9 protein-coding genes are annotated in these 15613 nt (G+C 72.2%); 3 read left to right on the top strand and 6 right to left on the bottom strand.

The window, feature by feature from the left end:
• Positions 1 to 53: 53 nt before the first annotated feature.
• From WME97_RS16485 to WME97_RS16475, 3 genes are all read right to left on the bottom strand, one after another.
• Positions 54 to 1130 carry a polyprenyl synthetase family protein gene (locus WME97_RS16485; protein WP_437552860.1) on the bottom strand — a complete coding sequence of 359 codons (1077 nt, stop codon included), beginning with the start codon at positions 1128 to 1130 and terminating at the stop codon, positions 54 to 56.
• A gap of 90 nt (positions 1131 to 1220) precedes the next feature.
• Entirely contained in the window at positions 1221 to 1778 is a 558-nt protein-coding gene (locus WME97_RS16480; RefSeq protein ID WP_012235639.1) for a GbsR/MarR family transcriptional regulator, read from the bottom strand.
• Positions 1779 to 1957: 179 nt separating this feature from the next.
• Positions 1958 to 3706: a phosphoenolpyruvate carboxykinase (GTP) gene (locus WME97_RS16475; RefSeq protein WP_437552859.1), complete on the bottom strand. Its 1749-nt coding sequence runs from the start codon at positions 3704 to 3706 to the stop codon at positions 1958 to 1960.
• Positions 3707 to 3883: 177 nt separating this feature from the next.
• Here WME97_RS16475 and WME97_RS16470 point away from each other — a divergent pair, with 177 nt between their 5' ends.
• Positions 3884 to 4741 (top strand): metallophosphoesterase, encoded by an 858-nt coding sequence (locus tag WME97_RS16470; protein WP_437552858.1) that lies wholly within the window; start codon positions 3884 to 3886, stop codon positions 4739 to 4741.
• 28 nt (positions 4742 to 4769) lie between these two features.
• Here the strand turns inward: WME97_RS16470 and WME97_RS16465 are convergent, their stop codons facing one another.
• Positions 4770 to 5969: a kynureninase/PvdN C-terminal domain-containing protein gene (locus WME97_RS16465; protein WP_437552857.1), complete on the bottom strand. Its 1200-nt coding sequence runs from the start codon at positions 5967 to 5969 to the stop codon at positions 4770 to 4772.
• A gap of 418 nt (positions 5970 to 6387) precedes the next feature.
• Here WME97_RS16465 and WME97_RS16460 point away from each other — a divergent pair, with 418 nt between their 5' ends.
• Positions 6388 to 10005 carry a protein kinase domain-containing protein gene (locus tag WME97_RS16460; RefSeq protein ID WP_437552856.1) on the top strand — a complete coding sequence of 1206 codons (3618 nt, stop codon included), beginning with the start codon at positions 6388 to 6390 and terminating at the stop codon, positions 10003 to 10005.
• Positions 10006 to 10222: 217 nt separating this feature from the next.
• Positions 10223 to 10906 carry a DNA mismatch repair endonuclease MutH gene (mutH, locus tag WME97_RS16455; RefSeq protein ID WP_437552855.1) on the top strand — a complete coding sequence of 228 codons (684 nt, stop codon included), beginning with the start codon at positions 10223 to 10225 and terminating at the stop codon, positions 10904 to 10906.
• A 39-nt stretch (positions 10907 to 10945) separates the two neighbouring features.
• On the opposite strand, the gene WME97_RS16450 is transcribed toward mutH, so the two are convergent.
• Positions 10946 to 12661: a serine/threonine protein kinase gene (locus WME97_RS16450; protein ID WP_437552854.1), complete on the bottom strand. Its 1716-nt coding sequence runs from the start codon at positions 12659 to 12661 to the stop codon at positions 10946 to 10948.
• A 289-nt stretch (positions 12662 to 12950) separates the two neighbouring features.
• Positions 12951 to 15068 carry a hypothetical protein gene (locus tag WME97_RS16445; protein WP_437552853.1) on the bottom strand — a complete coding sequence of 706 codons (2118 nt, stop codon included), beginning with the start codon at positions 15066 to 15068 and terminating at the stop codon, positions 12951 to 12953.
• Positions 15069 to 15613 lie beyond the last annotated feature (545 nt).

Here is a 15613-nt window from a genome sequence, read left to right as displayed (position 1 = left end):
CGCGAGCGGGGCGCGCGCCCCGCGCACTGCATCAAGGGGTTCGTCATCGCCGCTCACCGCTTCCGCCGGGGCGTCGACATCGCGACCCCCTCCAGTGCCGCCTTCGCCGGGCTCTCCGGGAGCGGCTCGATGCTCCGCACCGCGTCTCCGCACAGCCGGGACGCGAGCTCCAGGCAGTCGTCCACGACGCGCTTCTCGACCATGATGTGCGCGATGCGCCGGCCGAGCTCCGGCTCGACGGCCGCGTCCTCCGACGCGCAGTGCGCCTCGAGGGCGGGCGTGAGCTCGCGGTCGCGCTCCATGGCGAGGAGCAGCGGGTACGTCATCTTGCCCTCGCGCAGATCCGTGAGCAGCGCCTTGCCGGTCGCCTCCGGGTCTCCGGCGAAGTCGAGGACATCGTCGACGAGCTGGAACGCGACCCCGAGGCTCGTCCCGAAGCTCTCGAGCGCCTTGCAGAGCGGCTCGCTCACGCCGCCCGCGCGCGCCCCTGCGAACATCGCCCAGCGGAACAGCGACGCCGTCTTGCCGTCGACGATCTGGAAGTACTCGCTCGTGCTCGTGCGCACGCGGCCCCGCGACGCGAGCTGGAGCGCCTCGGCCACGACCATCTCCTTGATCACGAGGAGCACCCGCTCGAGCACGTCGGTCATGCCGACCGCCTGGATCTTGGAGAGCGCGTCGAGCAGGAGGTAGTCGCCGCCGAAGATCGAGGCGGCGTTGCCGTAGATGACCCGCGCCGCGTCCGCGCCGCGCCGGCGGTCGCCGAGGTCGACGACGTCGTCGTGCAGCAGCGTCGCGTTGTGGACGAGCTCGACCGCGACCGCGAACGTCCGCGCGGCGTCGTTGAAGCCGCTCCCGATGTGGGAGGCCAGCGCGACGCAGATGGGCCGCAGCCGCTTGCCGTTCAGGCCGAGCAGGTGCCGAGCGCTCTGGTGCGCCGGCGTCTCGCCGTCCAGCCCGACCTTCGCGATCTCGCGCTCGATGTCGCCGAGGTCCCCGTCGAGCAGGCGCCTCAGCTCCGCGAGGCGCGCAGCGAGCGCGTCGAGCCCTCGCCCAGCGCACATGCCTCCGAGGCTCGAGACGACATCGCTCCGCTGGACCGTCCCAGTAAACGTTGTAGTCGCAGTCATCCCATCTCCACCTGGAAGCACGAGCGCACGCTGCGCCCCGCACCGCGCGGGGCCCCCGTGACGGTCGGGCTCTCCGAAATCACGGTCCCGCTAGGCGCCTCGCCGGGAACGCACGGCGCGGATGGGGAACCGGACCAGATCCCCGAACCGCGAGAAATCCACGGTCCTGCTCTTGATGAACCCGTCGAGCGCCGCCTGCGCGACGATCACGAACGAGAGGAGCCGCTCCACTCGATCGAGGCTGAACCGGGCGGCGTCGGTGGGAGGCAGGCCCTCGAGCAGCGCCGAAGCCCGCTCGAGGCGCTCCCTCACGGAGTCGGCGATCAGCCGCTCGCGCTCGGCGAACACTTTGGAAATCATCTTCCAGAAGTCCGTCTCGGCCTCGAAGAACTCCTTCCGCTCGCCCGGTTTCCATACTCTTCGTACTACACCCCACCTTTGCAATTCTGTCAGCGACATACTCATTGCGCCGGAAGAAACCTGCAGCCGCTCGCCGATCTCGGCGGCGGAGAGGGCTCCGCCTTCAATGAACAGGACGGTCCAGATCCGCCCGAGCACTCGGCGGAAGCCCCAGTGCTCGATGACGTCGCCGATCGCATCCGCCGCGAGCAGCTCCGCCTGGCGATGGATGTCACTTGCGTGGCTCATGAAAGTTTCAAAATTCTCTGAAAGAACTGTGTGGGCCGACTTGCGCCGGCGTCAAGACATTCCCGACCGTTCTCGCCACGCAGCGCGGACGAGCGGGGGTGGTGCGTGGCGTGAATCGATCGTGAATCGGGCGTGGATCGCGCGTGAACCGCGCGTGAATCGCTCTCGACGGCGCTAGCTCACGCCCGGATCCGGGCCATGAGATCCCGGTTTTGCCGGAGCAGCGCCTCGGGCATGCGCGAGCCGAACGACTCCAGGAACGCCTCGCGATCGCGCGCCTCCTCCAGCCACGCGTCGCGATCGATGGCGAAGAGCTCGCGCATGGCCTCATCGTTCACGCCGAGGCCGCTCGTGTCGAGCTCGCCGTCCGTGGGCATGATCCCGACGGCTGTGTCGTGTCCCTTCGCCTCGCCGCGCACGCGCGCGACGATCCAGCGCAGGACGCGGAGGTTCTCGCCGAAGCCTGGCCAGAGGAGCGCGCCCGCCTCGCCCTGCCGGAACCAGTTCACGTGGAAGATCTTCGGGAACGCCGCGCGGTTCTCGCCGAGCTCGATCCAGTGCCGGAAGTAATCGCCCATGTTGTATCCGCAGAAGGGGCGCATCGCCATCGGGTCGCGGCGGACGACCCCGACCTTCCCGGTGGCGGCCGCGGTCGTCTCCGAGGCCATCGTCGCGCCCAGATAGACGCCGTGGGCCCAGCCGCGCGCCTCGCAGACGAGCGGCGCGAGCCGCGCGCGCCGTCCGCCGAAGACGATGGCCGAGATGGGCACGCCCGCTGCGGCGTCGAACTCCGTCGAGATGGACGGGCACTGGCGGGCCGGCGCGGTGAACCGGCTGTTCGGATGCGCCGCGGGCTCCGCGCTATCGGGCGTCCACCGGCGTCCCCTCCAGTCGGTGAGCACGGGCGGCACCGGACCGTCGAAGCCTTCCCACCACGGCGTCCCCTCCGGCGTGAGCGCCACGTTCGTGAAGATCGAGTTCCGGGCCAGCGTCGCCAGGGCGTTCGGGTTCGTCCTTGAGCTCGTCCCCGGCGCCACGCCGAAGAAGCCGGCCTCGGGGTTGATCGCCCAGAGCCGGCCATCCCGGCCGATCCGCAGCCAGGCGATGTCGTCGCCGACGGTCCACACCTTCCACCCCTTCTGGGACGCCGGCGGCACGAGCATGGCGAGGTTCGTCTTCCCGCAGGCGCTCGGGAACGCCGCGCAGACGTACGTCACCCGCCCTCCCGGGTCCTCCAGGCCGAGGATGAGCATGTGCTCTGCGAACCACCCTTCGTCGCGCGCCATCGTGCTCGCGATGCGCAGCGCGAAGCACTTCTTCCCGAGCAGCGCGTTGCCGCCATACCCGGAGCCGACGCTCCAGATGAGCCGCTCCGCCGGGAAATGGCAGACGAAGCGGCGCTCGGGGCTCAGGTCCCCGAGCGAGTGCAGCCCCCTGCAGAAGTCATCGGAGCTGCCCAGCGCATCGAGCGCGACACGGCCCATACGGGTCATGATCCGCATGCTCGCCACGACATAAGGGCTGTCGGTGATCTCGATTCCGACCTTCGCCGAGGGCGACCCCACTGGGCCCATCAGGTACGGGACGACGAACATCGTCCGCCCCTTCATCGCCCCGTCGAATAGCCGTCCAACCCGCTGCGAGGCCTCGTCCGGCGACATCCAGTTGTTCGTCGGGCCCGCGTCTTCCTTGTCGCGAGTGCAGATGAACGTGAGGTGCTCAGTCCGGGCGACGTCGGTCGGGTCGCTCCGGTGAAGATAGCAGTCGGGGTATCTCTCCCCGTCGAGCGCGAGGAGCGTACCGTCGCTCAGCATCCCCTGGATCAGCGTTCGGTTCTCCGCCTCGGAGCCGTCACAGAAGACGACCCGATCAGGCCGCGTCTGATGGGCGACCTCGTCCACCCACGCTGAAAGTTTCCGGTTTTGCATACGACTGCGAGCCTAGCCCGAGCGAGAACCTCCGCCAAGTGACAGTACTATTGTAGCATTTCGTCAAATCTGGACGATCTGGCAGAGGGCGTGGCGTGGCAGCCGGCCGGCGTTCACGGGTCGGATGGGCTCAGTTCACGCGAGGCGAACGCAGGGACGTTCGGCTATGCTGGAGACGTGCAGCGTGTCGTCGACCTCCCTGATCGGGGCAGACTGATCGTCGCCACCGACTTCCAGGGCAATGTCGCGGATTTCGAGCGAATCGCCGAGATCTTCGAGCAGGCGGCGACCGGCCGTGACGGCGCGGTCCTCGTGATCACGGGCGACCTCGTCCACGGACCCGAGCTCGACGAGGGTGAATGGCCCGACTACCTGGGCTCGTTCTATCGGGGCGATTCCGTGACCTTGTTGAAAAAGGCGAGGAGTCTCGCGGAACGCCACCCCGGCAGGGTTCACTACCTGCTCGGAAACCACGAGCACGCGCACGTGGGAGGTCCGGTGGTGGCGAAATTCTTCCCGGACGAGGCGCTGCGGCTCGAAGATCTCCTCGGCCCGGAAGACACGCTGGCGATGCGAAGCTGGTTCCGCGGGTGGCCGTTCGTGGCGGCCGCGCGCGCGGCCCGGCTCGTCATGCTCCACGCGGCACCGCACGCCCGCATTCAGAGCCGGCAAGATCTCGATCGGCTCCCGCTCGACGGGTTCCTCGACGTGCCGCTCTCGGAGATGAGCCTGCACGGGACGCTCGGCGCGCTGCTCTGGGCGCGGAGCACATCGAGCGACCGCGCCTATGCCTTCCTCCGCGCGATCGACCCGGACGCTCGCGTCGCGATCTACGGGCACGACGTCGCGCGCGAGGGGTATGCCACCGAGCGCGAGCCGCTGCTCTGCCTGTCGACGAGCTTCGGTTGCTACGACGGCGACAAGCTCTACCTGGAGTGGGATCTCGCCGAGCCCGCGGAGAGCGCGGCCGACGTCGCCTGGCGCGGGCTCCGGTCGCTGTACCCCGACGCGCCGCGCGTCCACAGCGAACCTTGATCGTCCCGACGAGAACGCCGCCAGGGCGCTAGCGACCGAGCTCCTCGACGAGGGCCGCGACGCCCTGGTCGATCTCGGCGTCGGTGAGGTACGGCGCGGGGCCGATGCGGAGCACGTCGCGCCGGGCGTCGACGAGCACGCGCCGGGCGCGGAGGCGCTCCACGACGTCGCCCGCTCGCGCCGAGCGAACGGCGATGAAGCCGCCCCGGCGCTCGGGCTCGCGGGGCGAGACGACGTCGCCGCCGCGGCCCGCGGCGTCGAGGAGGTCGAGGATGCGCCCGGTCTGCCGGAGCGATATCGCGCGCAGCCGCGGGACGGTGAGGCCGAAGCGATCCCAGTGCTCGATCACCGCGGCGGCGCGGTAGAGCGCGGAGGGGTCGAACGTGGAGCCCGCGAATCGCGCGCCCCCGGGCGCGTACGCGACGCCGCCGCTGCTGCCCGCGAGCGAGCCGAAGTCGGCGAACCAGCCGGTGAAGACCGGGCGCAGCCCGCAGCCGTGCGGGACGCGCATCCAGCAGATCCCCTCGCCCATCGCCGCGTACTTGTAGCCCCCCGCGACCGCGAAGACGTGGGGCGCCGCGCTGCCCCACGCGAGCGGGACGACGTTGAACGCGTGGTAGGCGTCCACGAGCGGGACGGCGCCGATCTCGGCCGCGCGCGCGACGACCTCGTCGAGCCGCGGCACCACCGTCGCGCTCTCGAAAAGCACGGCCGAGATCGCGAGCATCGAGGTGCCCGGCCGGAGCGCGGCGAGCAGCCGGTCGGCGAGCGCGTGGCGCGGCTCGACGCTCACCCAGTCGATCTCGACGCCCTCCTCGGCGAGGCGAGCGAGCTGGCGCCTGAGCGAGTGGAACTCGCCCTGCGTGGTGACGATCCGGAGCCGCTCGCGCCGAGGGAGCGACGTGATCAGCCGGTAGACGAGCTCGTGGGTGTTCTGGCCGAAGGCGATGGCGTCGCCGCGCTCGAAGCCCATCCGCTCCAGGATCGCCGCGCCGACGGCCGAGAGCCTCGGCAACACCGCGGCGTCCCACTTGCCGTCGACGAGCCGCGCGGCATCGTCGAAGCATGCGGAGAGCGCGTCGCGCGCCACATCCGGCCAGGCCTGGTGGGAGTGCCCCGTGAGCAGGATGCGCGGCTCCGCGTCCCCCGCCGGCGCGAGGAACCGCGAGTACGCCGCGCGAAACGCGTCGAGGTCGAGAGAGAAGCCCTGTTCCACGTCTCCTTGCATTCCAGCTCTTCGGTCGCGACATCGCGCGGCGAACACGCAGGGCGACGAGGCCCCGTACGCGCTGCCGCTTAACCCACTTCGATGCCCACTTCCACCCAGTCGGTCCGTGGGGTGCGGTGCGTTGCGCAGGATGCGTGGATTGCGTCCTCAACGCGCGTGGCGCGGCCTGAAGCCCTCTGCCACTTGCCCCACGCGCGCGCCGACAGCCCAGGCGGCCGGACGCGAGAGGACCCGCTTCCGCACGAAATCGAGCCTCAACGGGGCTGGCTCCTCGCCCCGCCATGACGTGCTCGCCGGGGCGAGGCGGCGGGACGCGCGGCGGGGGCGCGCCTCCGGCCGGTCCGATCATCGTAGGGGGAGGTAGCTCTCTCGGAGCCATGTGGAGCGGCATGCGCTCCGGATCGAGGTGGGAGGTTCCATGAAGGGCGAGGATTGCAGCGGCGTGGGAGGGGGGCCGACGCGTCGTCGCGCTAGACTGCGCAACCTGCCGATGCGACCGCGCGCGGAATACCTCGAAGGGCTCGTCGACCTCACGTCCCACGACGACCCGAACGTCCGGCGCGCGCTCTTCCGGCAGACGATCGCCTCGCTGGCGCTGGTCGATGCGCTCGATGGATCGACCCCGCTCGACTCCCTCAGCCCGGATGGCCTGCTCCGGAGCGTCCAGACCGCCATGGCCGACGGGCTGCTCGACGATCTGAGCTGGCTCGCGCCGGCCGCGGCGAGCGTGGCGCTCTACGAGATCGCCGGAGCGCTCCCGCTCGGGCCGGAGCGGCGCGAGCTGGGCAGGCGCGTCCTGGGACAGCTCTATGCCGGCAACGCAGCGACGTTCGTCGCCCTCGCGACGCGCATGGCGGCCGGCTCGGCCCGCGGCCTGTCCGGGGCAGGGATCCGCGCCCGCGTGATGCTCTCGCTCTGGCTCCCCGCCGGCACCGACATCCCGGTCGAACCGCTCGCGCTCCTGCTCGCCTCGCGGCGCGAGCTGTCGCGCGACTGGATCGCCGCGCCGTCGACCGGCTCGCTCCCGGAGCGACGGCTGGCCGCGCGCCTGATCGAGCGCGCCGCCCGCGAGGCGACCCGCCGGGCCATGCAGGGCGACGATCTCCCGCTCCGGCTGTTCCGCAACGTCGGCGACGGGCGGCGGCGCGACCTCGACCGCAGCGCCGACGGGATCGCGCTCGCCTGGCAGACGCTCCTCGCCGATCGCGAGCCGCTCGTGTGGCGCCACGTCGCCGCGGCGCGAGGGCTGCTCGCCGGGGTGCTGCCCGACTTCGCCGAGGAGGTGCGCGCGCTGCTCGCCCAGGATCTCTCCCCCACCGAGTGGCGGCGCGGCGCGGCGTCGCTGGCCGCGAGCATCGCGGTGGATCCGGACGGCGCGCTCGGACGCGCCATCGAGCTGCTCCGGAGCCCGCTGCTCACCGCGGACCCGGGCATCGCCACGGCGATGGCCTGGGGGCTCCCCGTCGCGGCCGACGCGGAGCCCGAGGCCGCCGACGCGCTGCTCGACGAGATCGCGCGCACGTCCCCGATGGCGACCGCCGAGGCGATCGTCGAGCTCCGGCGCGAGCTGCGCGGCGTGATGAGCCGCGGCGAGCCGCTCGGCACCCGCGCCGCGGCGCGCTGCGCCCGCGCGCTCGAGGACGCGCTCGAGGCCCCGCCCAGCGCGCACGTCCGCGACGACGGGCTCGCGGCGCTGGCGCGCGTCATCCACCGCGACCTCTCGATGGACAGCGCCGGGGTGGCGCTGCTGCGCGGCGCGCTCGACAGCGCCGTCGCGGCGTTCGTCGAGACCGGCCCGCGCGACGCGCACGGCCGCGCGCTCGAGGCCTACGCCCTCGCGACCGAGGTGGTGGGCGCGCTCGAGGAGATCGAGCTCTGCGAGCACGACGACGCGCAGAGCACTGCGGCGCGCAGGGCCGCGGTGGGGCTCGTGCGCGAGCTGGACGCCGAGCTGCTCGGCTCCGGCCTGCTGAAGAGCCTCCTGCTCCTGAACCGGCGGCCAAGCGACGACGCCACCGGGGTCGCGTCCCTGGACGATCTCGACGAGCGGCTCGCCCGCTGGCTGCTCCGCGCCGAGGGGCCCGCCGCGCGGGCGAGCGCCTCGCCGCCCCTGCACGTCACCGTGCACCAGCGCAACCTGCGCGCGCTCATCCACCTGATCGACGGCGAGAGCACCGACTTCGGCAGCGAGCCGGAGCTCAAGGCGCGGGTGCTCGCCCGCTGGACGGGCGCCATCGGCGTGCTGCTCGACCGGCTGCGCGCCGAACGCGGCTCGTCGCTCCGCCGCGCCATCGCCGCCTCGGTCGCCCGCGGCCTCGACGCGCTCGTGCGCGAAGGCGCCGCCGACGCGGCCGACATCTTCTTGCATGCGGCGATGCGCGGCGGCGACCCCGACGACCTCGACGTGCTCGGCCAGGCGAGCATGCACCCGGACGTCGCCCAGCTGCTGCGCGCCTACGCGCGGTTCGCGCGCGGCGGGCGCGAGGGCGGCGCGCGCGCGCCGGAGGGCGACGCCGCGGCGTCGCGCCGGTCGACCCGGCAAGGCGGCCTCGACGCGGAGCTCGCCGAGGCCGAGCGCGCGCGCGTGGCGCTCGAGCGCATCGCCGCCATCGAGGCGCTCGTGACGGCGCTCCCTGCGGGCGCGTCGCAGCGCACGGAGATCGTGCGGGGCGCGCTCGCCCGCCTCGCGCGCGCGCTCGGAGCGATGAACGCTGCCCGCGCGCTCAGCGCGCTGACCGGCGCGGGCGACGGCGACGCGGACGCCTCGCCGCTCGCCGCCCTGGACGAGGCCCTGACGCGCCTCGCGCAGCTGACCGCGGGCGCGCGCCGGCGCTGCGGGGAGCACCCGGCCTCCGCGCCCTCCGGCGCGACCGAGCCGCTGCGCCTCGCCATCGAGGTCGCGCTGCAGGAGGAAGGCGACGCGGAGCCGAGCGTCGCGGCGCCGATCGAGGCGCTCGTCTCGGCCGCGCGCGCGAGCATCCCGAGCGCGCTCGCCGATGTGGTCGCCCTCGTCGTGCCGCGCGTCCTGCTGCTCCCGGTCCGGCGGCAGAGCGCGCCGAGCGGGGTCGCCCTGCCCGAGCAGCCGCTGCCCGCGTGGCTGCCGAGCCGGCGCACGCTCGGCGGCTTCTACGTGCACCGCCAGCTCGGCGGCGGCTCGCTGGGGACGGTGTTCGTCGTCACCCGCACCGAGGAACGACACGATCCGTCGGCGGAGCGCTTCGCCCTCAAGGTGCCGGAGTACGATCACACGGCGGCCAGGAGCGTCTCGGAAGCCGACTTCCTCCGCCTGTTCCGGGAGGAGGCGGGCGCGCTGCTCTCGCTGCCCGATCACCCGAACCTCGCCGGCTTCGTCACGTTCGACGCGGGCGCCCGCCCCAAGCCGATCCTCGTGATGGAGCTCATCGAGGGCATCCGCTGCGACAAGCTGCTCGACGCTCGAGGCCTCACCTCGCGGACCGCGGTGGCGCTGCTCGATGGCATCCTCGCCGGGCTGGAAGCCATGCACGCCGTCGGCGTCGGACACCTCGACATCAAGCCGACGAACGTGATCCTGCGCGGGGGACGCGAGCCCGTGCTCGTCGATTTCGGCCTCGCCGGCCGCCACATCCGCCCTGGCTGCGCCACCGGCTGCTACGGCGCCCCGGAGATCTGGGGCGTCGTCCCCGCCGGGGTCACGCCGACCCCGCTCACGGCCGACGTCTACAGCTTCGGCTGCCTCGCCTACGAGATCCTCACCGGCAAGACGCTGTTCGACGCGCCCACCGAGGTCGCGCTCATCACGGCGCACGTCACGCACGACGGGCTCCCTGCGCCCATCAAGCGCATCGCCGACGATCCGAGGACCGCAGACATCGCGGCGTTCATGTATGCCTGTTTACGACACAACCCGAACGATCGCGCGAACGCCTCCTCCCTGAGGGAAATGCTGCTGCGGATCACCGGCCAGCTCGCCGACCTGCGATGGCCGCTCGACGACGAGCGCGCTGCCAGGCCCAGCATCGGTGGACCTCGGAAAGTCCATACAGGAAATTCCTGATGCGTTTTTCCTCTGAATCCTGTCGGCTCAAAGAAGGATTTAAGCAGTAGGTTGTTTCTCGGCGGCGCGTTCGGGGGGCCGCGTATCAGGCCGCCATGGCCCCCGGGTCAGCGCTGCTCGATCCCCATCGACGTCCCGGCGCACCCCGGCGGCCAACCTTTCTCGATCGCGGCTGAGCGCTGGAATCGCGCCCCGCGATGCTCTAAGGGCGGCGTCGTTGGTCTCTGCGCTGAAACCGCCTCGCGACGAAGCCGAGCTCCGGTGCCGGGCGGCCGCGCTCGCCGGCCTGACGCTCGCCGATCTCGCACGCGCGCTCGATTGCGCCGTGCCCCGAGGCGGCGTGCGCACGAAGGGCGCCGCCGGCGCGCTCGTCGAGCGCGCGCTCGGCGCGACGGCCGGCTCGACGTCGAGGCCCGATTTTCCCCACCTCGGGATCGAGCTCAAGACGATCCCCGTCGAGGTCACCGGGGCGCCGCAGGAGTCGACGTTCGTCTGCTCGATCTCGCTGTCGGACGCCGATCGTGCGGAGTGGGAGACGTCGCGCGCTCGCGCGAAGCTCGCCTGTGTGCTCTGGGTCCCGATCATCGCCGCTCCGGGCCGGCCGAGCGAGGAGCGACGGCTGGGCGCCCCGCGGCTCTGGCGGCCGACGGACGCGCAGGAGCGCGTCCTGCGCGCCGATTTCGAGGACCTGATGGGGCTCATCGGCATCGGCGCCGTCGAGGCGCTCACCGCGCACGCGGGGCGCTGGCTCCAGGTGCGGCCGAAGGCCGCGAGCGGGCGCTCGCGCACGCTCGCGTTCGGACGCGACGGGGAGATGATCGCCGCGCTGCCGCGCGGCTTCTACCTGCGCCCCAGCTTCACCGGCGCGATCCTCAGCGATCCGGCCGCGATCCCGGCGTGACCGGAGAGCCCCCGCCGCGAACGGGCGGCCCGGCGCGCGTCACTTGCAGGGGACGACCTTCTTGGAGCCGTCCGGCATCGTGGCGGTGCACGTCTCCAGCGAGAGATCGTCGTTCACGGTCGGCGTGACGGTGCGCGGCGCCGGCGCATCCACGGCGGCCCCTCCAGCTTCCGTTGGGCGCGTGCGCCCTCGGCCGCCCGCGCCGGCGCGCGGCGGCTTGCCAGCGCTGGCGCTCGGCGACGTCGTCCCCGCTGCGGACGGCCCGCTCCCCGCGTCCGCCGCTGTCTCGGTGGAGCTGACGCCCGCATCCGATGCGCCCGCGTCCACCTCGCTCGCGCTCGCCGCGCCCGCGTCAGCGGCCGCTGCGGTGGCCGCAGGGACAGCGACCGTCGGGATCGCGGCGGCCGTGTCTGGCGTCTGCGGAGCCGTCGCCGTCGGCGCGCCGGGAGCCGCGGTGTCGCCTGACGAAGGCGCGTCCGCCGGAGCGGTCGCCTCGCTCCCTCCCACGGCGAACCGGCTGCGCTGGAACTGGAGCGCGCCCCACGCGCCCACGAGGACGGCGACGGCCCCGACCCCCACGTAGAGCAGCGTGCGCCCGCGGCGCGGGGCCTCTTCCTCGACCGGAGGCGTAGAGCTGCCCGTGCGCGCGCCCCTGTCGCTCACCGACGGCCCGCCGCTGCTCGTGCGCGAGGCGCGCGACGTCCGCGTCATGGCCGCCCGCGAGGCCGGCGGAGGCATATCGAGCTCCACGGCGTGCTGGCGAAGGATCGCGCCGATGGTCGTGCGCGTCCCCGGAGCGGCGTACGGCGCGAGCGCCTGAACGAACTCCGCGATCGACTGGAAGCGATCCTCCGGCTCGCGCGCGATCGACTTCTCGATCACCTCGACGAGGCCCTCCGGCACCTCGGGGCGGAGGTCCTGGAGCGCCTCGGGCGGCGACGTGTAGATCTTCGCGCACAGCTCGGGGAAGCTATCGGCGACGTACGGCGGCCTGCCGCCGATGATCTCGAAGAGGCACACGCCGAGCGCGTAGATGTCGGTGCGAGGATCGACGCTCTTCGAGGAGCGCATCTGCTCGGGGGACATGTAGAGCGCGGACCCGAGGATCGTGGTCGTCTGCGTGAGCGAGACGTTGCCCGTGTCGCCGGTGAGGATCTTCGAGACGCCGAAGTCGAGCACCTTGATGTGCGGCGCGCCGTCCGGGCGCGTCGTCAGGAACAGGTTCGCCGGCTTCAGATCGCGGTGGACGATCCCGAGCGCGTGCGCCTCCGCGAGCGCCTCGCACGCCTGGACGATGTGATCGATGCACTCGCCGATCGCGAGCGTGCCCGCCTCGGCGGCGTGGCCCGCGAGGTCCACGCCGTCGAGCAGCTCCATGACCATGTACGGCTCGCCGCTGTCGAGGGCAGCCACGTCGAGCACGCGCACGACGTGGTGCGTCTGCAGCTTGGCGACCGTACGCGCCTCGCGCATGAACCGCTCCGACGCCTCGGTGTACGACATGAACTCCGGGAGCAGGAACTTGATGGCGACGCGCGTATCGAGATCGAGGTGCAGCGCCTCGACCACGAGGCCCATGCCTCCACGGCCGATCGTGCGCTCGACGCGGTACTTGCGCGCAATGACGGTGCCAGGCGCGATCGTGTAGACGTTGTCAGCCTTCGGTTCCCCCGGGCCGAGCGGAAACGCAGCCGTCTCCGGGCCGACCGAGACTTCTCCTTCGGTCGAGTCCGGCTCACCAGAGGAGGGCGCCATCGAGCTAAGGTATACACGTCGCGCTTCTCCGAAGCGATTCCCCTCACGCCGCAGGAATGCAAAGAGCTGCGAAAAACCGCCTCCCAGGTGGGACGCGGGCGCGGAACAGGCGGAATCAAGCGCAGCCCAGGGCCAGCCTGCGCGCCTCACGCACCACCGCACCGCGGACGAAGCACCCCCGCGGTCCGATTGTGAGCGCCGATGACCGAAAGGCCGTTCCTTCAGGTTCGGCTCGGCGGTCAGCCCGCGCTCATGGCCTCTCGCCTCTCAATGCCGGTTGACAGCGAGCTCAACGGGTGCGCGCAGGCGGAGTCCGGGATCGGCGCATGTTCGCCGTCGAGGAGGACCGGTGCGGCCCCTCGGTGCCGTGCGCCGGGGTTTGCCGCGTCGCCTTGAGGTTGCCGAGATCGGCCTCGATCTCGACGCCGAGCGCGCGGCAGCGACGGATGAGCCGCTCCAGATCGACCCCCGCCTCGATCAGCAAGCCCGAGGGGGGCGACGGATCGACGAACATCTCGGCCGCCGGCCTCCGCGTGCGGAGCAGCTCACGGATCTCGGGATCCTCGATCCAGAGGAAGCCGGAGGCGCCGACGAAGCTCGCCTTGCCGATGACGACGCTCGCCTGGATGAGCATGCGCGAGATGGTGTCCGGCAGCGGCGCGACCGCCTCGATGCGAGCGCGCAGGGCGTCGCTGTCGAGGCCCACCGACAGCGCGCGCGCGATCGACGGCGGCGTGAGCAGGAGATCGACCTGATCGCCGACGCGGCCGATCTCGGCGAACGACGAGAGCCCGAGCACGGCAGCGACCTTGGCGCTCAGGCCGACGCGCAGCGCGTGCGCCTCGACGAACTTGCTCTTGCTGTTGTCCGAGCTCGGCGCGGAGCCCGCGAGGAGCGCCCGCCCGCGCGGCGTCAGCCGGAGCGCCAGCTCCGCGCTGGCCACGTCCTCGGCGCCGCCGAGATCGATGATCCCGAGCGCCGGCAGCGACTCCAGCGCGATCCGCCGCGTGATGTCGGGGACCTCGGGCGCCTCGACCGAGGCGCGCTCGGCCCAGCGACGGACCAGCCGCTCGACCCCGGCGATGCGCTCGTCCGCCGCCAGGTAGCCCTGCAGCGACTGCCAGGGGACCCAGCGACCCTCGCCGAGGTCGTGCAGCGCATCGAGCACCATCTCGCGGAGCGCGCCGATGGGGCTCGCGTCGCGGTTGTCCGACGCGACCCGGAGCACCTCCCGCTCGGCGCGCGCTTCATCCCACGCGCCGCCGCGGCGCCACGTCGTGAACAGGAGCGGTGTCAGCTCTTGCACCTGGAGCGAGCCGGGCGGCGTCGCCGGCGACGCGGCCGATGCGTCCCAGAGCCCGACGGCGCGCGACAGCGCCGCGACGAGCGCGACGCCCTCGACGTCCCGCCCGAAGCGCTGCGCGAGCCGGACGAGCAGCGATCGCGGCGTCCCGACGCCGGGGCGCACGTCGCTGCCGGGCTCGCGCACGCAGTACGCGAGCGCCAGCGCGAGCATCCCGGGATCCGAGGCGAAGCGAGCGCGCCGCGGGGCGTGATCCTCCTCCAGGACGAACGACCGGATCTGCTCGCGCCGCTTCTCGCGCATGCGGCGGCGATCCGCGCCGACGATGGCGGCCACCTCGGTCGGCACGACGTGCCGGTTCGGATGGATCGGGATGAGGAAGGCGCGGCGCTCGAGCGCGAAGCCCGCGCCGCGGCGGCTCGCCGTCACCCCGCTCGCGCTGCGCAGGCGCATCGGCTCCCGCTCCAGATCGAGAAGCTCCTGCGTGTCCACCTCGCCGCCGACGGCCTCGATGGACTCGAGCAGGCGGCGCTCGACGGGCGCGAGGCGATCGATCTCCTCGCGGAGCCGCTCCGGATCGCTCAGCGTCTCCCACGCGTTCTCGAGGGACAGCGCGATGGGCGGCGTGGCCGGGCGGCCGAGGTAGTGCGTCGCGATCGCGCTCATCGTCTCGAAGGGCGCCTGCGCCAGCAGCGCCCGGATCGCCCGGGGGTCCTCGCTCTCCCAGCTCTTCAGCTGGACGAGGAACGCCGCCGGGAGCACGAGCTCGATGCCCTCGTCGGTCTTGCGCGCGTAGACGACGCCACGGGCGATGAGCGGCTCGAGGCCGGCCGGGAGCGAGGGGACGACGAGCACGCCGCCCGCCTCGGCGATGCGATGGAGCAGCTCGCGGCTGGCGGTCGGGAGCCGCGACGGGTCGCGCACGTCGGGGAGGCCGACCAGCGCCCGCGCCGCCTGAGAAGGCGCGTCGATGCGCTTCGCAGCGTCGATGCGGATCCCCATGCGTGTGATGAGGCCCTTGAGCTCCGACTCTGGGAGGGCGCGGAGGATGGCGTCGAGCCGCCTCGGCGACTCGTCGAGCTCAGCGTCATCACTGCTCGCCATGCCTCCCGATTCGCGTGTCACCCGACCTTGCTCCTCATCTGCAGGATGCTCCCGCCCCGACTGCCGTCCGTTGGTCGTGGTCATGCGCTCGACTTGATCTCCCGGATATCCGATGACCCGCGTTAACCAACGGAATAGTCAGCCTCCTACCGTACACCAGGATGCTCGTCCAGCTTCAAGAAATCGAGCACTTTCCTCCTCCGAACACAATTTTCTCCGATCACAATTTCGCTCGCGCTGGCATCGCGGCGCCTCCTTTTCGTCTGTTCGCGTCTGTTCACCCCGCTGTGGTTCACGTCGTCCTCACACGTTCCTCGTACGTTCCTCGCATGGTCGCGCGCTGTTCGCCTGATTCGCCTCAGGCATCTCACCGCGCATCTCGCGCGCTCGTCTCGTGTGCCGCGACCGCACGCAACCGCACGCAATCACACGCGCTCGTACGCAATCGCATGCGGCCGCGGGGCAGCGTTCGCGGTCCCGTGGTGCGCCACGCGCGCCTTCGCCTCACGCAACGCCCGACACGATTTGCCGCTCGCTCGACGTCG

Source organism: Sorangium sp. So ce367, assembly GCF_051520455.1.
Classification (GTDB): Bacteria; Myxococcota_A; Polyangia; order Polyangiales; family Polyangiaceae; genus Sorangium; species Sorangium cellulosum_B.
This window is presented reverse-complemented; position numbering and strand designations above follow the sequence as displayed.

Bases quoted from the DNA above. Each gene is read 5' to 3' on its own strand.
- WME97_RS16485 (WP_437552860.1), bottom strand. From the start codon at position 1,130: ATGACTGCGACTACAACGTTTACTGGGACGGTCCAGCGGAGCGATGTC.
- WME97_RS16480 (WP_012235639.1), bottom strand. From the start codon at position 1,778: ATGAGCCACGCAAGTGACATCCATCGCCAGGCGGAGCTGCTCGCGGCG.
- WME97_RS16475 (WP_437552859.1), bottom strand. From the start codon at position 3,706: ATGCAAAACCGGAAACTTTCAGCGTGGGTGGACGAGGTCGCCCATCAG.
- WME97_RS16465 (WP_437552857.1), bottom strand. From the start codon at position 5,969: ATGCAAGGAGACGTGGAACAGGGCTTCTCTCTCGACCTCGACGCGTTT.
- WME97_RS16460 (WP_437552856.1), top strand. From the start codon at position 6,388: ATGAAGGGCGAGGATTGCAGCGGCGTGGGAGGGGGGCCGACGCGTCGT.
- WME97_RS16450 (WP_437552854.1), bottom strand. From the start codon at position 12,661: ATGGCGCCCTCCTCTGGTGAGCCGGACTCGACCGAAGGAGAAGTCTCG.
- WME97_RS16445 (WP_437552853.1), bottom strand. From the start codon at position 15,068: ATGGCGAGCAGTGATGACGCTGAGCTCGACGAGTCGCCGAGGCGGCTC.